This window comes from Pseudomonas sp. HD6515, from assembly GCF_024971855.1.
GTDB lineage: Bacteria > Pseudomonadota > Gammaproteobacteria > Pseudomonadales > Pseudomonadaceae > Aquipseudomonas > Aquipseudomonas alloputida.
In genome coordinates, this window is the sequence record NZ_CP079827.1 from 1,270,789 (window position 1) to 1,290,175 (window position 19,387).

Annotated in this window: 21 protein-coding genes; 8 read left to right on the plus strand and 13 right to left on the minus strand. The window is 60.9% G+C overall.

The window, feature by feature from the left end; genetic code table 11:
* Positions 1 to 114: 114 nt before the first annotated feature.
* Both KW568_RS05850 and grxD read left to right on the plus strand, forming a co-directional pair.
* Positions 115 to 2,223, plus strand: a complete 2,109-nt coding sequence (locus KW568_RS05850) for a molybdopterin-dependent oxidoreductase (RefSeq protein WP_004575665.1) — start codon at positions 115 to 117, stop codon at positions 2,221 to 2,223.
* 91 nt (positions 2,224 to 2,314) lie between these two features.
* Complete coding sequence (gene grxD / locus KW568_RS05855) at positions 2,315 to 2,650, plus strand: Grx4 family monothiol glutaredoxin (protein ID WP_003254949.1); 336 nt, start codon at positions 2,315 to 2,317, stop codon at positions 2,648 to 2,650.
* Positions 2,651 to 2,707: 57 nt separating this feature from the next.
* On the opposite strand, the gene bfr is transcribed toward grxD, so the two are convergent.
* Both bfr and KW568_RS05865 read right to left on the minus strand, forming a co-directional pair.
* The gene (bfr, locus tag KW568_RS05860; RefSeq protein WP_003254948.1) at positions 2,708 to 3,181 is read right to left on the minus strand and encodes a bacterioferritin; all 474 of its coding nucleotides are present in this window, start codon (positions 3,179 to 3,181) and stop codon (positions 2,708 to 2,710) included.
* A gap of 199 nt (positions 3,182 to 3,380) precedes the next feature.
* The gene (locus KW568_RS05865) at positions 3,381 to 3,599 is read right to left on the minus strand and encodes a bacterioferritin-associated ferredoxin (RefSeq protein WP_003254947.1); all 219 of its coding nucleotides are present in this window, start codon (positions 3,597 to 3,599) and stop codon (positions 3,381 to 3,383) included.
* Positions 3,600 to 3,823: 224 nt separating this feature from the next.
* Here KW568_RS05865 and KW568_RS05870 point away from each other — a divergent pair, with 224 nt between their 5' ends.
* Positions 3,824 to 4,426, plus strand: coding sequence for a peroxiredoxin (locus KW568_RS05870; protein WP_003254945.1), 603 nt, complete (start codon positions 3,824 to 3,826; stop codon positions 4,424 to 4,426).
* A 97-nt stretch (positions 4,427 to 4,523) separates the two neighbouring features.
* Here KW568_RS05870 and rnt read toward each other — a convergent pair whose 3' ends face one another.
* Positions 4,524 to 5,135, minus strand: a complete 612-nt coding sequence (rnt, locus tag KW568_RS05875; RefSeq protein WP_010952252.1) for a ribonuclease T — start codon at positions 5,133 to 5,135, stop codon at positions 4,524 to 4,526.
* Between the two features lie 59 nt (positions 5,136 to 5,194).
* Positions 5,195 to 6,241: a dihydroorotase gene (pyrC, locus tag KW568_RS05880; protein ID WP_004575663.1), complete on the minus strand. Its 1,047-nt coding sequence runs from the start codon at positions 6,239 to 6,241 to the stop codon at positions 5,195 to 5,197.
* 130 nt (positions 6,242 to 6,371) lie between these two features.
* On the opposite strand from pyrC, the gene KW568_RS05885 reads away from it, so the two are divergent.
* Both KW568_RS05885 and KW568_RS05890 read left to right on the plus strand, forming a co-directional pair.
* The gene (locus tag KW568_RS05885; RefSeq protein ID WP_004575662.1) at positions 6,372 to 7,313 is read left to right on the plus strand and encodes an OmpA family protein; all 942 of its coding nucleotides are present in this window, start codon (positions 6,372 to 6,374) and stop codon (positions 7,311 to 7,313) included.
* Positions 7,314 to 8,186: 873 nt separating this feature from the next.
* Positions 8,187 to 9,404 carry an argininosuccinate synthase gene (locus KW568_RS05890; RefSeq protein WP_003254941.1) on the plus strand — a complete coding sequence of 406 codons (1,218 nt, stop codon included), beginning with the start codon at positions 8,187 to 8,189 and terminating at the stop codon, positions 9,402 to 9,404.
* Between the two features lie 67 nt (positions 9,405 to 9,471).
* On the opposite strand, the gene KW568_RS05895 is transcribed toward KW568_RS05890, so the two are convergent.
* Positions 9,472 to 9,954, minus strand: coding sequence for a hypothetical protein (locus tag KW568_RS05895; protein WP_004576226.1), 483 nt, complete (start codon positions 9,952 to 9,954; stop codon positions 9,472 to 9,474).
* A gap of 368 nt (positions 9,955 to 10,322) precedes the next feature.
* On the opposite strand from KW568_RS05895, the gene KW568_RS05900 reads away from it, so the two are divergent.
* On the plus strand, positions 10,323 to 10,946 hold the full coding sequence (locus KW568_RS05900) for a response regulator transcription factor (protein ID WP_003254939.1): 624 nt from the start codon (positions 10,323 to 10,325) through the stop codon (positions 10,944 to 10,946).
* Positions 10,947 to 11,016: 70 nt separating this feature from the next.
* On the opposite strand, the gene KW568_RS05905 is transcribed toward KW568_RS05900, so the two are convergent.
* The 7 genes from KW568_RS05905 to metG form a co-directional block, all read right to left on the minus strand.
* Positions 11,017 to 11,193 (minus strand): PA3496 family putative envelope integrity protein, encoded by a 177-nt coding sequence (locus KW568_RS05905; RefSeq protein WP_003254937.1) that lies wholly within the window; start codon positions 11,191 to 11,193, stop codon positions 11,017 to 11,019.
* A 104-nt stretch (positions 11,194 to 11,297) separates the two neighbouring features.
* Positions 11,298 to 11,936: an endonuclease III gene (gene nth, locus KW568_RS05910; RefSeq protein ID WP_003254935.1), complete on the minus strand. Its 639-nt coding sequence runs from the start codon at positions 11,934 to 11,936 to the stop codon at positions 11,298 to 11,300.
* Between the two features lie 4 nt (positions 11,937 to 11,940).
* Positions 11,941 to 12,465, minus strand: coding sequence for an Rnf-Nqr domain containing protein (locus tag KW568_RS05915; RefSeq protein WP_003254934.1), 525 nt, complete (start codon positions 12,463 to 12,465; stop codon positions 11,941 to 11,943).
* The gene (locus KW568_RS05920; RefSeq protein WP_004576225.1) at positions 12,458 to 13,060 is read right to left on the minus strand and encodes an RnfABCDGE type electron transport complex subunit G; all 603 of its coding nucleotides are present in this window, start codon (positions 13,058 to 13,060) and stop codon (positions 12,458 to 12,460) included. The genes KW568_RS05915 and KW568_RS05920 overlap by 8 nt, the downstream gene beginning before the upstream one ends.
* The gene (locus KW568_RS05925) at positions 13,057 to 14,028 is read right to left on the minus strand and encodes an RnfABCDGE type electron transport complex subunit D (RefSeq protein ID WP_003254929.1); all 972 of its coding nucleotides are present in this window, start codon (positions 14,026 to 14,028) and stop codon (positions 13,057 to 13,059) included. Before KW568_RS05925 ends, KW568_RS05920 begins: the two co-directional genes overlap by 4 nt.
* A complete protein-coding gene (locus KW568_RS05930; protein ID WP_004576224.1) occupies positions 14,025 to 14,573 on the minus strand; it encodes an Rnf-Nqr domain containing protein in 549 nt (182 codons plus the stop codon). The genes KW568_RS05925 and KW568_RS05930 overlap by 4 nt, the downstream gene beginning before the upstream one ends.
* Before the next feature lie 105 nt (positions 14,574 to 14,678).
* The gene (gene metG, locus KW568_RS05935; RefSeq protein ID WP_004576223.1) at positions 14,679 to 16,718 is read right to left on the minus strand and encodes a methionine--tRNA ligase; all 2,040 of its coding nucleotides are present in this window, start codon (positions 16,716 to 16,718) and stop codon (positions 14,679 to 14,681) included.
* Positions 16,719 to 16,876: 158 nt separating this feature from the next.
* On the opposite strand from metG, the gene apbC reads away from it, so the two are divergent.
* Positions 16,877 to 17,971, plus strand: coding sequence for an iron-sulfur cluster carrier protein ApbC (gene apbC / locus KW568_RS05940; RefSeq protein ID WP_003254924.1), 1,095 nt, complete (start codon positions 16,877 to 16,879; stop codon positions 17,969 to 17,971).
* 250 nt (positions 17,972 to 18,221) lie between these two features.
* On the opposite strand, the gene KW568_RS05945 is transcribed toward apbC, so the two are convergent.
* Positions 18,222 to 18,431, minus strand: coding sequence for a cold-shock protein (locus KW568_RS05945; protein WP_003254922.1), 210 nt, complete (start codon positions 18,429 to 18,431; stop codon positions 18,222 to 18,224).
* 327 nt (positions 18,432 to 18,758) lie between these two features.
* Between KW568_RS05945 and dcd the strand changes: the two genes are divergently transcribed.
* A complete protein-coding gene (gene dcd / locus KW568_RS05950; RefSeq protein ID WP_003258001.1) occupies positions 18,759 to 19,325 on the plus strand; it encodes a dCTP deaminase in 567 nt (188 codons plus the stop codon).
* Positions 19,326 to 19,387 lie beyond the last annotated feature (62 nt).

The window sequence follows — 19,387 nt, forward strand, 5'->3', positions numbered from 1 at the left end:
GGCTGTCGTAAATCGTGCGCCTGATGTCGGTGGATTCACGCGGCGAAGCGCACTGGCCGCGGGGCGGGGGCGGGCGCATAGTCACTGTTCGACAACAACAAGGCAGAGGCGGCCATGACCAAGACCCTGCATCACCGTGCCTGTCACCTGTGCGAAGCGATCTGCGGGCTCAACATCGAAGTCAGCCATGAGGAAGACGGGCGGGCCCTGATCAGCTCGATCAAGGGCGACCCCATGGACCCGTTCAGCCGTGGCCATGTCTGCCCCAAGGCCGTGGCGTTGCAGGACATTCAGAACGACCCGGATCGCCTGCGCCAGCCCCACAAGCGGGTCGGCGAGCATTGGCAGGCCATTGGCTGGGATGAGGCTTTCGCACTGGCAGCCGAAAAATTGTGGGCGGTCCAGCAAGCCCATGGGCGCAATGCCGTGGCGGTCTACCAAGGCAACCCGAGCGTGCACAATTACGGCTTGATGACCCACAGCAACTACTTTCTGGGCCTGCTCAAGACCCGTAACCGTTTCTCAGCCACTTCAGTGGACCAGTTGCCCCAACACCTGGTCAGCCACTTGATGTATGGGCATGGGCTGCTGCTGCCGATTCCGGACATCGACCACACGGGGTTCATGCTGATTCTTGGCGGCAACCCGCTGGCCTCCAATGGCAGCATCATGACTGTTCCGGACGTGGAGAAGCGCCTGAAGGCCCTGCGGGCGCGTGGTGGGCGCCTGGTGGTGGTTGACCCGCGGCGTAGCGAAACGGCGGCAATGGCTGACAGCCATTTGTTCATACGCCCCGGTGGTGATGCAGCCCTGTTGTGCGGCTTGCTCAACACATTGTTCGAAGAGGGCCTGGCACGGGTCTCGCACTTGCCGGTCAACGGCCTGCAGCAGGTGCGCGAGGCCATTGCGCCGTTCAGTGCCGAGGCCGTGAGCGCCCAATGTGGTATTGCTGCAGCGGATATTCGCCAGCTGGCACGCGACTTCGCCGCTGCCGGGCAGGCCGTGTGCTACGGCCGCATGGGCGTCTCGACCCAAGCATTCGGTACCCTTTGCCACTGGCTGGTGCAACTTGTGAACCTGGTGACCGGCAACCTCGACCGCACAGGCGGCGCGTTGTGCACGGAGCCTGCCGTCGACCTGGTGGCAACCACCTCGGGCGGCCATTTCAACGCCTGGCAGAGCCGTGTGTCGGGTTTGCCCGAGTACGGCGGCGAGCTGCCGGTGGCTGCCCTGGCCGAGGAAATGCAAACACCGGGCGAAGGGCAGGTGCGGGCCCTGGTGACCGTTGCCGGTAACCCTGTGTTGTCCACGCCTAACGGCCGCCAGCTGGATACGGCGCTGGAGGGTTTGGAGTTCATGCTCAGTATCGATCTCTACATCAACGAAACCACCCGCCATGCCGACTTGATCCTGCCCTCCACCTCAGCGCTGGAGAACGACCATTACGACAGCACCTTCAACTTGCTGGCAGTGCGCAATGTCACGCGCTTCAACCGGGCGATCCTGGCCAAGCCGGAGGGGGCACTGCATGACTGGGAGATCTTTGTCGGCCTGGCCCAGGCGTTTGCCCAGCGTGCCGAGTTGGCGTTGAAGCCGACCTGGTCGCCTGCGCAGATGATTGATCAAGCCCTGCGCAAAGGGCGCTATGGTGAAGCAACGCCTTGGCAGCTCTCCCTGGCAACACTGGACGATCACCCGCACGGGCTTGACCTGGGGCCGTTACGCAGCAACCTCGCTGGGCGCTTGGCGACCGCCAGCAAGGCTGTCGAAGCAGCCCCTCAGGTCTTGCTGGACGACTTGCACCGCCTGGCGCGAATGACGCCCCCAGTGCCGGGCGAGCTGCTGCTGATCGGGCGCCGCCATGTGCGCAGCAACAACTCGTGGATGCACAACTTCCATCGCCTGGTAAAAGGCAAGCCACGGCATCAGTTGTTGATGCACCCGCAAGATTTGCAGCAGCGGCAACTGCAGGATGGCCAGCGCGTGCGCATCCGTTCGCGTACTGGCTCACTGGAGGTCGAGGTGCAGGCCTGCGAGGACATGATGCCCGGTGTGGTCAGCTTGCCCCATGGTTATGGTCATGGTCGTCAGGGCGTGCACCTGCAGATCGCCCAGGCGCAACCCGGCGTGAGTGCCAATGACCTGACCGATGAGCGCTTTCGGGACCAGGTTTCCGGAAACGCTGCGCTCAATGGCGTACCCGTGCAGGTCGAGGCCGCTTGAGGAACGGCAAGGCCGAGCACGGCGCTCGGCTTTCCGATACAATGCGACACCGTGCCGACGACTGTGTCGGATAGTTCAGCCGAGGTGCTACATGGATATCATCGAAACGATCAAAGAGCAGATTGCCAACAACACCATTCTGCTTTACATGAAAGGCTCGCCGAATGCCCCGCAGTGCGGCTTCTCTGCGCGTGCATCGCAGGCCGTGATGGGTTGTGGCGAAAAGTTCGCCTACGTCGACATCCTGCAGAACCCGGAAATTCGCGCCAACCTGCCAAAATACGCCAACTGGCCGACCTTCCCGCAACTGTGGGTAGCCGGTGAGCTGGTTGGCGGCAGCGACATCATGCTGGAAATGTTCGAGAAGGGTGAGCTGCAAACCCTGATCAAGGAAGCGGCTGCCAAGGCCAAGGCTTCTGAAGCCTGATCTTCCGGCAAGCATAAAAAAACCCGCGATCAGCGGGTTTTTTTATGGGGCGAATAGTTACTCTTCGCCCATCTGCGACTGCAGGTAGTTCTCGATACCGATCTTGTCGATCAGCCCCAGTTGGGTTTCCAGCCAGTCGATGTGTTCTTCCTCGGACTCGAGGATATCTTCGAGCACGTCACGCGAGCCGAAGTCGCCAGCGGTTTCACAATGGGCGATGGCGGCCTTCAGGTCGACCAGGCCTTGCTGTTCAATCTTCAGGTCACACTCGAGCATTTCCTTGGTGTGCTCGCCGATCAGCAGTTTGCCCAGGTCCTGAACGTTAGGAATACCTTCGAGAAACAAAATACGCTTGATCAGTTTGTCAGCGTGCTTCATTTCATCGATGGATTCTTTGTACTCGTGCTTGCCGAGTTTGTTCAGCCCCCAATCTTCGTACATGCGTGCGTGCAGGAAGTACTGGTTGATCGCGACCAGCTCGTTTCCGAGGATCTTGTTGAGATGCTGGATGACGCTTACGTCGCCTTTCATGTCGGGTTCCTGCCCTGTAGAAGTGTGTCAATCCACTGAAGTTTGAGCCCGATACTTAGGTGTGTCAAACCTAAGTTCTTGAATACTAAGTGAAAATTAATAGGAATAAGAATGTTTGTGAACCGCGTTGCAACGCTAACTTGTTGAATTGCGGGCATAAAAAAACCGGACACCAGGTCCGGTTCTTGAAATTCTGCGTTCAGGCAGCGGTAAATTCGACGGGGTAGGGCAAGGCCGCCTGGCTGACCTGAAGCTCGGTCAGGGTCTCGCGGACCACCTGCTTGGCCACGCAGGCGCATTTCCCACACTGGCTGGCGACATTGGTGGCGGCTCGCACTTCCTTGTAACTGCAGCATCCTTCATAGATCGCATCGCGGATCTGTCCGTCGGTAACGCCGACACAAAGACACACATACATAAGGGCTGACCATCGCTGGTTGGGTCGATGGGTTGGAGCTTAATGTTAATGAGAATGCTTGTCAAAGATCTTTCTGAGGGTGCTGTGCTTGAGCGACCGGTGGTCGCTTTGTCGACGGAGTCGGCCTGTCATGAGAAGCCGTGTATGATGGTCGGCCTTTGTTGGATGTCGGGCAAGCCCGTCTGGCCCGGCAAACGGTTTTTCACCCTCATCAGGAGATTACAATGAGCGTACTCGTTGGTAAGAAAGCCCCCGATTTCACCGTTCCGGCCGTGCTGGGCAATGGCGAGATCGTCGATAGCTTCAACCTGGCCTCGGCCATCAAGGGCAAGTACGGCCTGGTGTTCTTCTACCCGCTGGACTTCACCTTCGTCTGCCCGTCCGAGCTGATCGCCCTGGACAACCGCATCCCTGACTTCCAGGCGCGCAACGTGGAAGTGATCGGCGTGTCGATCGACTCGCACTTCACCCACAACGCCTGGCGTAACACCCCGGTCAACAACGGCGGCATCGGTCAGGTGAAGTACACCCTGGCTGCCGACATGACCCACGAAATCTGCAAAGCCTACGACGTCGAGTCCGAAGGCGGCGTGGCCTTCCGTGGTGCCTTCCTGATCGATACCAACGGTGTTGTCCGTTCGCAGATCGTCAACGACCTGCCACTGGGCCGTAACATGGACGAGCTGCTGCGTCTGGTCGACGCTCTGCAGTTCCACGAAGAGCACGGCGAAGTGTGCCCTGCCAACTGGAAAAAAGGCGACAAGGGCATGAACGCTTCGCCTGAAGGCGTTGCTGCCTACCTGAGCGAGAACGCTGGCAAGCTGTAATTGCTGCGTGCATGAAAAAACCGGCCTTCGTGGCCGGTTTTTTTATGCCTCACTGTGCAGGTCTCTTACGGACGCGCTCGCGAATGCTTTTGGCAGATCAATCGTTGAAATCGCGCCAGCCGCCCATTTCTTTCCAGCGGTTGACGATGCCGCAGAACAGCTCAGCGGTTTTCTCGGTGTCATAACGTGCCGAGTGCGCCTCACGCCCGTCGAAGTCGATGTCGGCGCTCTGGCAGGCTCGTGCCAGCACGGTCTGGCCATACGCCAGGCCCGCCAGGGTGGCGGTGTCGAAGCTGGAGAACGGGTGGAACGGGTTGCGCTTCAGGTCATTGCGCGCCACTGCTGCATTGAGGAAACCCAGGTCGAAGCTGCTGTTGTGGCCGACCAGAATCGCCCGCTTGCAGCCGTTGGCCTTGAGTGCCTTGCGCACGCCGCGGAAGATGTCGGTCATCGCGCTTTCCTCGCTGACCGCCATGCGCAGCGGGTGGTCCAGCTTGATCCCGGTGAACTCAAGTGCGGCCGGCTCGATGTTGGCGCCCTCGAACGGCTCCACGCGGTGGAAGTAGGTATGTTCGGGGAACAGGAAGCCTTTCTCGTCCATGCCGATGGTGACGGCGGCAATTTCCAGCAATGCATCGGTAGCGCTGTTGAAACCACCGGTTTCAACATCCACCACGACCGGCAGATAGCCGCGGAAGCGCTCAGCCATCGGATGGCGAGGACCGCTGCTGCCTTGGGTGTCCAGGTCGTCTTCGTAAAGGTCTTCGCTCACGCGTTTTTCTCCAGCAGGCGCCAGCGCAGTTTTTCGCCAGCGCGCAGCGGGACTACGGTTTGCTCGCCAAATGGCAGGCTTTCCGGAGCGGTCCATTCTTCGCGGACCAGGGTAATGGTGTCGGTGTTCGCCGGCAGGCCATAGAAGGCCGGGCCGTGCAGGCTGGCGAAGCCTTCCAGCTTGTCCAGCGCGTTACGCTGCTCGAACGCTTCGGCGTACATCTCGATGGCCGCATAGGCGGTGTAGCAACCCGCGCAACCGCAGGCTGCTTCCTTGGCGTGACGGGCATGAGGTGCCGAGTCGGTGCCGAGGAAGAACTTCGGATTGCCGCTGGTGGCTGCGTCCAGCAAGGCCACCTGGTGGGTGTTGCGCTTGAGGATCGGCAGGCAGTAGAAGTGCGGGCGAATGCCGCCGACCAGCATGTGGTTGCGGTTGTACAGCAGGTGCTGGGCGGTGATGGTCGCACCCACGTTGGCCGGGGCCTCGGTGACGAACTGCGCGGCATCGCTGGTGGTGATGTGTTCGAACACCACTTTCAGCGTCGGGAAGCGCTCGACCACACGGCGCATGTGCTCGTCGATGAAGCGCTTCTCGCGGTCGAACACGTCGATCTCGCTGCGGGTCACTTCGCCATGCACCAGCAGCGGCATGCCCACTTCCGCCATTGCCTCTATGGCCGGGAAGATGTTGTCGATGTTGGTCACGCCGGAATCGGAGTTGGTGGTGGCGCCGGCCGGGTACAACTTGGCGGCGTACACGAAACCGCTGGCCTTGGCCGCGCGGATGTCCTCGGGGCTGATGTTGTCGGTGAGGTACAGCACCATCAGCGGCTCGAAGCGGCTGCCGGCCGGGCGGGCAGCCAGAATGCGCTCACGGTAGGCGCCGGCCTCGGTGGCATTGCGCACCGGCGGCACGAGGTTGGGCATGATGATGGCACGGGCGAAGGTACGCGCCACGTCGCCAACGGTGTGGGGCAGGACGGCACCATCGCGCAGATGGATGTGCCAGTCGTCGGGGCGCAGGAGGGTCAGGCGATCGGACATTGGGGATTCCAGGCGGGTCGAACTCAAGCCCCAATCCTACCGGAAAACCCCGGGGCGAGCACGGCTATCAAGTTTTCCGGACAGCGTCCGATAGCCTGCAGGTAAGCCGTCAGAATTTGTGGAGCCGCCCGTGCGCCAGCGTTACCTAGCCCTGTTGACCCTGTTCGCCAGCCTGCCGGCCGGCGCACTGACTTTCCAGACGCGCATGGAGAACATTGCCTGGAAGGTCGAGGGTGACCAGTTCGAGTGCCGTCTGAGCCAGCCGATCGAAGGTTTCGGCAGCGGTACGTTCGTGCGTCGGGCAGGCGAGCAGCCGGTGTTCCAGCTGCGGTCGGACAGCAACGTACTGGGTGCCGGCACCGCCAGCCTGCTGGCTGCGGCAGCGCCGTGGCAACCTGGGCGTGGCGATATCAACCTGGGCAATGTGCGTATGGCCCGCAGTGGCGTGCTGTTCAGCTCCTCCCAAGGGCAGGCCAGCCGGCTGATCAACGGCTTGCTCGACGGGCGTAGCACCGTCGTGCGCAACTACACCGGTGAGGCGGGCAGGCCGATGGAGGTGCGTGTGCTGCCGGTCAGCTTCGCCAAAGCCTACAATGACTATCAGGTCTGTGCTGGCAAGCTGTTGCCGATGAACTACGACCAGGTGCGCCAGACCCAGGTGGGTTTCCCCGGGGGCGGTATCGAGCTGGATGCAGCAGCCAAGGCGCGGCTGGACGTGATCCTCGATTACATGAAAGCCGACCCGACGGTGAATCATGTCGAGCTCAATGGGCATTCCGACAACAGTGGCAACCGCCTGGCCAACCGCGACCTGTCACGCCGCCGCGCATTGGCCGTTGCCGATTACTTCAAGGCTAACGGTGTGCCGGAGGAGCAGATCACTGTGCGCTTCCATGGCGAACGTTATCCGCTCGCGAAGAACAACAGTGCGTCGAATCGGGCGCGTAATCGGCGGGTGAATATCGAGCTGGATCGGGTGGCGGTGGTTGAGAAACCGGTGGAAAAGCCGGTTGAGCAAGCGGCGCCGGTTGTTGCACCTGCCTCGGGCGTCCCGGGGGCGAAGGCGCCCTGAGATCTGGTCGGTGCATGTCATGGGCTCGCATCAAGGCCGCCAGGGGTTCGTCACAACATTTTCAGCGCCTGTGAGATCGAGCGCCGCCCGCGCGGCGCTTCGCGGGTAAACCCGCTCCTACGTTTGTTTCGGGCCAGTCCATCCTGTGCCTGGCGCGCGCGACCGCCTTGTTGGTACGACGCGATATCGAGATAGGCACCAAGGCGTTCGCGCGCGAATCCCACAGGCATAATTGGCCCGAAACAAACGTAGGAGCGGGTTTACCCGCGAAGCGCCGCGCGGGCGGCGCTCGGTCTCACAGGCGCAGAATGTGTCGAGGCGGACACCTGGCGGCGCTCGACTCACAGGCGCAGAATGCGTCGAGACGGACACCTGGCGGCGCTCGGTCTCGCAGGCGCAGAATGTGTCGAGGCGGACACCTGGCGGCGCTCGGTCTCACAGGCGCAGAATGTGTCGAGGCGGACACCTGGCGGCGCTCGGTCTCGCAGGCGTAGAATGTGTCGAGGCGGACACCTGGCGGCGCTCGATCTCGCAGGCGTAGAATGTGTCGAGGCGGACACCTGGCGGCGCTCGATCTCACAGGCGCAGAATGTGTCGAGGCGGACACCTGGCGGCGCTCGGTCTCACAGGCGCAGAATGTGTCGAGGCGGACACCTGGCGGCGCTCGATCTCACAGGCGCTGAACTCCTCAAGGCATGCACGCTGCGGCTCGACGCCCCTCCATGGTCCTCATGCCACATCCCGCAACCGACCGCCCGTCGCCCCTACGAAAGTTCCTGTCGCTTTGTCGTCAGAAGCTGTCGCCCCACTGTAAATTTATCCGCAACGCCGGTAGAATCGGTCCCTTTCCGTACAACCCCGTGGAGTGATGGCATGGCGGACGTAAAAAAGGTCGTACTGGCGTATTCCGGCGGCCTTGATACTTCGGTGATTCTCAAGTGGCTGCAGGATACCTACAACTGCGAAGTGGTGACCTTCACTGCTGACCTGGGGCAGGGCGAAGAGGTCGAACCGGCCCGTGCCAAGGCCCAGGCAATGGGCGTTAAAGAGATCTACATCGACGACCTGCGCGAAGAATTCGTGCGTGATTTCGTGTTCCCGATGTTCCGCGCCAACACCGTCTACGAAGGCGAGTACCTGCTGGGTACTTCCATCGCCCGTCCGCTGATCGCCAAGCGCCTGATCGAAATCGCCAACGAAACCGGCGCTGACGCCATTTCCCATGGCGCCACCGGCAAGGGTAACGACCAGGTGCGCTTCGAGCTGGGTGCCTATGCCCTGAAGCCAGGCGTCAAGGTCATCGCCCCATGGCGTGAGTGGGACCTGCTGTCCCGCGAAAAGCTGATGGACTACGCCGAGAAGCACGGCATCCCGATCGAGCGCCACGGCAAGAAGAAGTCGCCGTACTCGATGGACGCCAACCTGCTGCACATCTCCTACGAAGGCGGTGTCCTGGAAGATACCTGGACCGAGCACGAAGAAGACATGTGGCGCTGGAGTGTCTCGCCTGAGAACGCCCCGGACCAGGCTACCTACATCGAGCTGACCTACCGCAATGGTGACATCGTTGCCATCGACGGCGTCGAGAAATCCCCGGCCACCGTCCTGGCAGACCTGAACCGTATCGGTGGTGCCAACGGCATCGGCCGTCTGGACATCGTCGAAAACCGTTACGTCGGCATGAAGTCGCGCGGTTGCTACGAAACGCCTGGCGGTACCATCATGCTCAAGGCACACCGTGCCATCGAGTCGATCACCCTGGACCGCGAAGTCGCTCACCTGAAAGATGAGCTGATGCCAAAGTATGCCAGCCTGATCTACACCGGCTACTGGTGGAGCCCGGAGCGTCTGATGCTGCAGCAGATGATCGATGCTTCGCAGGTCAACGTGAATGGTGTGGTGCGCCTGAAACTGTACAAGGGCAATGTGACCGTGGTTGGCCGCAAGTCGGACGATTCGCTGTTCGATGCCAACATCGCCACCTTTGAAGAAGATGGTGGTGCCTACAACCAGGCAGATGCTGCTGGCTTCATCAAGCTCAATGCACTGCGTATGCGCATTGCCGCCAACAAGGGCCGTTCGCTGCTCTGATTGCTGGTGTGTGCGAAAACCCCGGCTCAGTCCGGGGTTTTTTTATGCCCGCGCAAAGGTGGGTCGTTCAACTTCGATGGCTCGCATCATCGCCCTCAAGTGCGCTGATCGAAAGCTGCGCACATTGACGTCTGTCCAGATTGCAAAAGCGCCAGACTCGCGTTGGCTCGGGCGGTTGGGCAAGTGCGTGCAAGAGTTGCTGCTCCATCATGCGATAGGCGTCTGGGCCGGAGAACATGAACGTGACAGGCTCGCCCTGTACCGCCTCACGGGCATCATTGGAAATCGCGGGTGTGGCCACACTGTTCAGTGCTGGCGTGTTGGGCTGTGCTGTGGTGTCGGGTAGCGGGTTGTAGAACGACTTGTAATTGAAGTTGAGCGTCAGAAAGAACAGTGCCGTCAGAAAGAATGGAAAGCCTACCAGGAACCAGGTGTAGAGCTTTTGGCTGGACTCGCCGAGAAATGGCAGTGTGGCAAGGGCGGAGGCTTCGATGATCCCCGCGAAGATGGCAATGATCGTCAGCGGGGCGACAGGTTGTGCTTGGGTCATATGGGCCGTCTCCAGCGGTTTTGTCCATCTTTACCTTACTGCTGTACTCAACTAAAGGCTGGATTGTTTCCCGGGGGAGGAATGATCGTCAGAGAACCTCGTTGTATGGCTTTTTCAACGTGTTTGAATCGGAAGTTTTCCTCTGCTCAAGATCAGTATTCAACTGGTACGTTTATGTCTGTGGGTGGTACCGTTTCTTTCGGTAATAAGTAATTTGTTTGTTACAACCCTAGTCATTATGTGTAGGAAGTTTCTGTAAGTTCTGTAGGCTTTTTCTGTCCATCGCTTTCGCTGGTAAATCGCCGCGCCAGCAAGCGTCCTGTCGGTTATCGTGGCGTGCCAAAGCAACAACAATGTATGGATATCGCATGAATAAAGTGCTTATCGTGGATGATCATCCGGTCATACGCCTGGCCGTACGCATGCTGATGGAGCGGCATGGGTATGACGTTGTGGCGGAGACTGACAATGGGGTAGCTGCGCTGCAGCTGACGCGGCAACACCTGCCGGATATTGTGGTGCTGGATATCGGTATCCCGAAGCTGGATGGCCTGGAGGTGATCGCCCGCATGGCGACATTCAGCCCGGGTAGCAAGGTACTGGTGCTGACGTCGCAGGCCCCCGGCAACTTTTCGATGCGCTGCATGCAGGCAGGGGCGGCGGGTTACGTGTGCAAGCAGCAGGAGCTTACCGAACTGCTCAGCGCTATCAAGGCTGTGTTGTCGGGTTACAGCTACTTCCCCAACCAGGCCTTGCATGCGTCACGTGGCAGGGGGGCGGGCAGCGAGACGGATATGGTGAATCGCCTGTCTGCGCGAGAAATGACGGTGCTGCAACAACTGGCGCGAGGGCGTTCGAACAAGGAGATTGCCGACAGCATGTACCTCAGTAACAAGACGGTCAGTACCTACAAGTCACGGCTGCTGCTCAAGCTCAATGCACGGTCATTGGTTGACCTGATCGAGCTGGCGCAACGGCAAGGTCTGAACTGATCGCCAAGCCTTGAAGCCTCCAGCCAGGAGGCTTTGCCAGGGCTATCGGTCCTTGACTACGGGACCCGCACTACAGGTCGTAATCGAAATCGGCCAACTGCTTTTGCAGGCGCCGTTCTTCCAGCATGTTGTCGATGGTGCGGCGTTTGCTCAGGTTGGTTTTTGCTGTTTCAACCTGTGGCTCCGCGTCATCGTCTGCGGCAACAAAATCATCATCGATCGACAGGTCGTCTTTATCGGTACTCATGAGTCGCTCCAAGCCAAGGGGCCATTGGCCGTCCTTATAACCAGAAAGCAGACGCTGGTAAAAAAGATTTTTTCAATCGACGTGAGTGGTTTTTGGCAATCGGCTCAATCGTCGGAGGTTTTGTGCTTGTACTCGCACAAATCTTCGATCCTGCAGCTGCCGCACCTTGGCTTGCGCGCCTGGCATACGTAGCGCCCGTGCAGGATCAGCCAGTGGTGGGCGTCGAGCAGGTAGTCCTTGGGTACAAACTTGACCAGTTTCTTTTCCACTTCCAGCACCGTTTTGCCTGGCGCGATGCCCGTGCGGTTACTCACCCGGAAAATATGAGTATCCACGGCCATGGCCGGTTGGCGAAACGCCGTGTTAAGCACCACATTGGCGGTTTTGCGGCCGACGCCGGGTAGCGCCTCCAACGCTTCGCGGGTTTGCGGTACCTGGCTGTCGTGGCGCTCGATCAGCAGCCGGCACGCTTCTATGACATTCTTGGCCTTGCTGTTGTAAAGCCCGATGGTCTTGATGTATTCGCTGAGGCCTTCAACGCCCAGGGCATAGATGGCCTCGGGGGTGTTGGCGACGGGGAACAGGCGGGCAGTGGCCTTGTTGACGCCGACGTCGGTGGATTGCGCGGACAGTGTCACGGCGACCAGCAGTTCAAACGGGGTCGTGTAGGCCAGTTCGGTCTTGGGGTCGGGGTTGTCTTCGTGCAGCCTGCGAAAAATCTCCAGGCGTTTGGCGGCATTCATGAAATCAGGGCTTTCCTTGACGATGTGGGTGGGCAGGGCCCGGAAGCAGGCGATTGTACAAGGCCAACAGCAGTCCCAGCAGCAGTAGCGCACCGGGGGCGAGGCTGGCCAGGTGCAGCTCGGCATGGTCAGCCAGCCATTGGCGGCTGGCGCCCAGCAGCAGGCAACTGGCAAAGACAGCGCCGAGGTGCGTTGCGAGCAGGCGCCAGCGGTGTTGGTCAGGCAACAGGTGGTCACTGGCCAGGCATTGCAGGCACAACAATGCGGGATAGTGGCCCAGGGCAATGGCCAGCGGTAGCAGCCAGGCCCGCATGGCCAATTGCAGGCAACTGGCCAAGGCTGCCAGCAGCAGCAGGCTAGCCAGTACATAGGCCCAGCTGGCCATGTGTTTACGCAGTGGCGCCAGCAACAGTTGGTGCAGGCACCCCATCACTACTGCGCACAGGCCGATGGCCGCGCCTTCAGCCAGCGTTCGGGTGGCACCCAGCAGTGGCGCCAGGCTCATGGCCAGCAGGCAGAACCTATTCATGCGCGGCGCCCTCCAGCAATACACTACGCTGCTCGTCGAAATAGCTCAGCGTGTCTTGCAATGCGGCGATCACCGCTCGCGAGGTCACGGTTGCGCCGGCCAATTGGTCAAAGTCACCCTGGTCCCGCTTCAGTGCCCAGTGATCGCCCTGATCGCGGTTGTTGAACTGACTCAGCCAGTGCAATCGCGGATCTCCCAGGCGGTCGCCCAGCCCGGGGCTTTCCTGTTGTTCGACAACCTGGCTGCCGATCAGCCGGCCGTCCGTGGTGATGGCGACGCTCAGTACGATCGGCCCGGCATACCCCTGGGTCTGTGTGATCAGGATAATGGCGCTTGGCTTACCTGCCAAAGTGGCACGGTAAGCCGCCAGGATACGGCTGTTGGGCCGCTGTGCGGCGGGCCTTGGCAGCGGGCTTTCCAGGGGCTGGTTGTCATAGCTACCGTCGGGCAGCACGGCCAGCCGCTGGCGGCTTTGCAGCTGCTTTTCAGCGCCGGCGATGGCCGGACCGGTCCACTGCCGCCAGGCCAGGGTGGCAGACACTGCCAATACTCCAGTCAGCAGCAGCAGGCCCACATCCCGAACCCCGCGCTTCATCGGGCTGCCTGCTGACGCCGCACAGCCATACGATCGAGCGCCGGTGCCAAAAGGTTCATCAGCAGGACGGCGAACGCGGTGCCATCCGGGTAGCTGCCCCAGGTACGAATCAGGTAGATGAGCACCCCTGTCCCCACGCCGAAGCACAGCTTGGCCCAGTCGTCTCTGGGGCCGGACACTGGCTCGGTCGCAATGAAGAAGGCTGCCAGCATGGTCGAGCCGGAAAACAGGTGCAGCAAAGGCGAGCCATTGGAGTCCGACCCCGAACCGTTCCAGCCCAACAGGCTGAATACCACTAGCCCTGCCAGCAAACCTGCCGGCGCATGCCAACTGATCACCTTGCGTTGCATCAAGAACAGGCCGCCAAGCAGGAATGCCAGGTTGACCCATTCGCTGCCTGCCCCGCCAATGTTGCCAAAGCCTGGATGGCTGGCGAACAGCTCGTCGATGGTCAGGCTGCGGTTGTGGCGCAAGCCGTCGAGCAATGTCGGACGGGCCCAGGCATCGATCTGTTCGCCCCCAGCGAACACCTGCTGCACGCTGTCGAGCAGGCCTGGGGCCTGCCCAGGCCAATGGTTCATCTGCAACGGGAAGCTGAGCAGCACGAAGGCATAACCCACCATGGCCGGATTGAACAGATTTCGCCCGACCCCACCGTAGGCCTGCTTGCCGATACCGATCGCGACACTTGCCGCGATGACCGGCAGCCACCATGGCGCCAAGGTGGGCAGGGCGGCCGCCAGCAGCACGGCGGTCACCAGTGCGCTGCCGTCGTTTAGCGTCTGGCTCAGTGATTGGCTGCGCAGTGCCAGCAGCAATGCCTCGCACAGCAGCGCGGCGCTGGCGCACAGCAACAGGTTCAGCATCATGCCCCAGCCATGCAGCCAAAACAGCGCCAGCAGTCCAGGCGTGCAGGCGAGCAAGACCAGGCGCATGCTGGTGCGTAGGCGCGGATCGGGACTGCTCATTGGCCAAACATTCCGTTGAAACCGTAAAGCGCCATGGCCATCACCCCGGCACCAATCAATTCGATGGGCAGGCCGCGCAGCGCGTTGGGGATATCGGCGTGGGCGCTGCGCTGGCGCAGGTCGGCGAACACCATCAGCGCCAGCCAGAAGCCGCCCCCCGTCAGCAAGCCTTGGAGCAGCATGGTTGGCCAGGTGCCGTCGTCGCTTGTCTGTTGCAGGGCCAGCCCAAGTACTGCTGCATTGCTCAACAGCAACGCTGGCAACCCCACTACAGGCCAGGCCGGGCGCCACTTGGCCAAAAGCCAGGGCAGGCCCCAGGCGAGCAAAGCCAGCCAGGGCAATAGCAGAAACAGGGCAAGATCGTGAATGTGCAGCGGGGCAAGTACCGCGTGCACCAGCAGCTGCGCGCCGATTACGCCCAGGGCGATGCACAGGGCGCAGGCCAGGCCGTGCACCTGCAGTTGCAGCCCGGAGAGTGGCTGTCGGAGCAGGCACAGGTGATTGATCAGTGCGGCGCTGATCAGGACCAGGATGTAGTCATTCATGAGATGACGATAGCCGGGAATCGGGGCGATTGTCCGGGTTTGGCATGAAGGGCCTGCGTAATTGTGGGAGCGGGCAGGCCGCTCCCACAATGGCCCGCAGGGCGGTTACTTGATGCGCTGGCCTGGCTTGGCGCCGCTGTCCGGGCTCAGCAGGTAGATTTCTTCACCGCCAGGGCCGGCAGCCATGACCATGCCTTCGGACACGCCAAAGCGCATCTTCCGGGGTTTGAGGTTGGCTACCATCATGGTCAGGCGGCCTTCCAGCTTGGACGGGTCTGGGTAGGCTGACTTGATGCCGGAGAACACGTTGCGGCGCTCGTCACCAATGTCCAGGGTCAGTTGCAGCAACTTGTCGGCACCCGCCACGGCTTCAGCCTTGACGATCAGCGCCACACGCAGGTCGACGGCAGCAAAGGTATCGAACTCGATCTCTGCCGACAGCGGGTCCTTGGCCAGCTCGCCATTGCCCGCCGGGGCCTTGGCTTCGGCAGCCAGCAGGTCTTCCTTGCTGGCAGCGACCATGGCTTCGACCTTGGCCGGCTCGATACGGCTCATCAAGGCCTTGAACGGGTTAAGCGTGTGGTTTTCCAGGCGTGTCAGGTGGTCGTTCCAGGTCAGCGGGGCCACGTTGAGGAAAGCCTCGGCATCAGCGGCCAGCACCGGCAGCACCGGTTTGAGGAAGATCACCAGCTGGCGGAACAGGTTGATGCCTTGGGCGCAGATGGCCTGGACTTCATCCTGCTTGCCTTCCTGCTTGGCCAGTGACCATGGTGCCTTGTCGGCGATCCAGGCGTTGGCGCGGTCGGCCAGTGCCATGATTTCGCGCATGGCGCGGCCAAAATCACGGGCTTCATAGGCTTCGGCGATGGAGGGGGCGGCAGCCAGGAAGGCTTCGGTCAGCTCTGGTGCGGCATCACCGCCGACCATCACGCCTTCGTTGCCCTTGTGGATGAAGCCGGCGCAGCGGCTGGCAATGTTGACGACCTTACCGACCAGGTCGGAGTTGACCTTCTGCACGAAGTCTTCCAGGTTCAGGTCCAGGTCGTCGACGCCACGGCCCAGCTTGGCCGCATAGTAGTAACGCAGGTATTCCGGCTGCAGGTGATCCAGGTAGGTGCGGGCCTTGATGAAGGTGCCGCGCGACTTGGACATCTTGGCGCCGTTGACCGTCAGGTAGCCGTGCACGTTGACTGCGGTCGGCTTGCGGAAGCCGGCGCCTTCGAGCATGGCAGGCCAGAACAGGGCGTGGAAGTTGACGATGTCCTTGCCGATGAAGTGGTACAGCTCGGCCTTGGAGCCTTCGTTCCAGAAGGCGTCGAAGTCCAGCTCCGGGCGGCGTGCGCAGAGGTTCTTGAAGCTGGCCATGTAGCCGATTGGCGCATCCAGCCATACGTAGAAGTATTTGCCAGGCTCACCCGGGATCTCGAAGCCGAAGTACGGCGCGTCGCGGGAGATGTCCCACTCCTGCAGGCCGGAGTCCAGCCATTCAGCCAGCTTGTTGGCTACCGCGTCCTGCAGGGTGCCGCTTCGGGTCCACTGCTGCAGCATGGCCTGGAAGTCTGGCAGCTTGAAGAAGAAGTGCTGGGAATCACGCAGTACCGGGGTAGCACCGGAGATCGCTGACTTGGGGTTCTTCAGCTCGGTGGGTGCGTAGGTGGCGCCGCATTTTTCGCAGTTGTCGCCGTACTGGTCTTCGGCCGCGCACTTCGGGCAGGTGCCCTTGATGAAGCGGTCGGCAAGGAACATACCTTTTTCCGGGTCGAAGTACTGGGTCACCGAACGGGTGGCGATGTGCCCGGCTTCACGCAGGCGCGAGTAGATCAGGCTCGACAGCTCGCGGTTCTCTTCGCTATGAGTGGAGTGGAAATTGTCGAAGTCCACCAGGAAGTCGGCGAAATCGCTGCTGTGCTCGGCCTGGACGTTGGCGATCAGCTGTTCCGGGGTGATGCCTTCCTTTTCGGCGCGCAGCATGATGGCCGAACCGTGGGCGTCGTCGGCGCAGACATAGATGCACTGGTTGCCGCGCAGCTTCTGGAAGCGCACCCACATGTCCGTCTGGATGTACTCCAGCATATGGCCGAGATGGATCGATCCATTGGCATAGGGCAGGGCGCTGGTGACGAGAATCTGGCGTGGCTCGGACATGGTGGCTCGGCTACTTATCTGGCTACGGGGTAAAAATGAGGGTGATCGGCCACTATAAAGGGCTGGCGAAGATATTTCACCCCGCAAGCGCATCTGCTGACGATTGACGGGTTAGGATAGGCGGCTGTTTTACATTCAGTTTGCCAATGGGAGTCTCCATGAGTGCCGTCACCCGTGCCGCCGTTGAAGGCGTGCTTCGCCAGTACACCGACCCCTACCTGAACCAGGACCCGGTCAGCGCCGGCTGCGTGCGCGCCATCGATATCCAGGGCGGGCAGGTCAGCGTGCAGTTGCAGTTGGGTTATGCCGCAGGGCTGTTCAAGAACGGCTGGGCCCAGGTGCTGCAGACCGCCATTGGCAGCCTCGAGGGAGTCACTGGCGCCCAGGTTTCGATTGATTGCGTGGTGGCTGCGCACAAGGCCCAGGCCCAGGTGCCAGCCATGGCCAACGTCAAGAACATCATCGCCGTGGCCTCGGGCAAGGGCGGTGTGGGCAAGTCGACCACCGCTGCCAACCTGGCCTTGGCCCTCGCACGCGAAGGCGCACGGGTAGGTATTCTCGATGCCGATATCTACGGCCCCAGTCAGGGGGTGATGTTCGGTATCGCCGAGGGTACCCGTCCACAGATTCGTGAGCAGAAGTGGTTCGTGCCGATCAAGGCCCACGGCGTGGAAGTCATGTCCATGGCCTTCCTCACCGACGACAACACGCCGATGGTATGGCGTGGCCCGATGGTGTCTGGCGCGCTGCTGCAACTGGTCACCCAGACCGCCTGGGATGACCTGGATTACCTGGTGATCGATATGCCGCCGGGTACCGGTGACATCCAGCTGACCCTGGCACAAAAGGTGCCGGTGGTCGGCTCGGTGATCGTCACCACGCCACAGGACCTGGCGCTGCTGGATGCCAAGAAGGGCGTGGAAATGTTCCGCAAGGTCAACATTCCGGTGCTGGGTGTGGTCGAGAACATGGCCGTGCATATCTGCTCGAATTGCGGCCATGCCGAACACCTGTTCGGTGAAGGTGGTGGCGAGAAGCTGGCCAGCCAGTATGGCGTCGACCTGCTGGCGTCGCTGCCGTTGTCGATGCTGATACGTGAGCAGGCCGACAGCGGCAAGCCGACGGCGATCGCCGAGCCGGAAAGCCAGATTGCCATGGTTTACCAGGAACTGGCCCGCCAGGTGGGCGCGCGGATCGTGCTGCAGGAAGCTGCGGCGCCGGCAATGCCCAGCATTACCATCAGCGAAGACTGACGCATTCCCTGTGGGGCAACTGTCTTGCTCAATTTCTAAAAGCTGGCGCGATCCCTGTGGGAGCGGCCTGGCGTCGCGAAAGGGCCGCGCAGCGGCCCCAGGATCTCGGCATAATGCATAGATTGCTGGGGCCGCTTGCGGCCCTTTCGCGACACAAGGCTCCACACACTTGCAATGCATGGCCTTCAGACAGGCATAAAAAAACCCGCCAGAAGGCGGGTTTTTTTGAAAGCTAGGAAGCTAGATCGACTTAGGCGATCTGAACTTCTTCAGCCTGCATGCCTTTCTGGCCGCGGGTAGCGACGAAAGTAACAGCCTGGCCTTCTTTCAGGGTTTTGAAGCCGTCAGCTTGGATGGCTTTGAAGTGCACGAACAGGTCATCGCCCGACTGAGGGGTGATGAAGCCGTAGCCTTTCTCATCGTTGAACCACTTAACAACACCGGATTGACGGTTGGACATTTTTCTGTCTCCTTGGACAATTTGATAACGGTCAGGAAAAACCCTGCCCGGGACTGAGCGCAAAGAGAGCAGAAAATTCAGCGATGGGCCGATCAGGATCGTGCATCAAACTAGAGATTCTCGGTGTCACGTGCAGCACAGTGGCAACACCTTACCCCACTTTCCGCAACCTGCCAATGGTCAGAAGACGCTTTAGGCAAATTCGGATCGGCGGCGGCTGCAGCCCCCACCCGGCGCGGGATGTGGGATGGAACTTTAACCTGGGCGCCGGGACCGGTAATATGCGCGTCACGATTTTCACCTCGCAACTCTTCAGGACACCCCGCCATGAGCATCAAATCGGACAAGTGGATTCGCCGCATGGCGCAGGAACACGGCATGATCGAGCCGTTCGTCGAGCGCCAGGTGCGCGGCGAGCAGGACAGCCGCGTGATCTCCTTCGGCGTCTCCAGCTACGGATACGACGTACGCTGCGCCGACGAATTCAAGGTGTTCACCAACATCAACTCGGCCACCGTCGACCCGAAAAATTTCGATGCTGGCAGCTTCGTCGATATCAAGAGCGACGTGTGCATCATCCCGCCAAACTCTTTCGCCCTGGCGCGTACTGTCGAATATTTCCGCATTCCCCGTGACGTGCTGACCATTTGCCTGGGCAAGAGCACCTACGCCCGGTGCGGCATCATCGTCAACGTCACGCCGCTCGAGCCCGAGTGGGAAGGCCACGTGACGTTGGAGTTCTCCAACACCACCACGCTGCCGGCGAAGATCTACGCCAACGAAGGCGTGGCGCAGATGCTGTTCTTGCAGTCCGACGAAGAGTGCGAAGTGTCGTACAAGGACCGTGGCGGCAAATACCAGGGCCAGCGCGGCGTCACGCTGCCGCGTACCTGAGCCGACAAGCGCGGGGAATTACCCGCGCCTTTGGCACTCCAACGAAGTAACGCCGGTGTGCA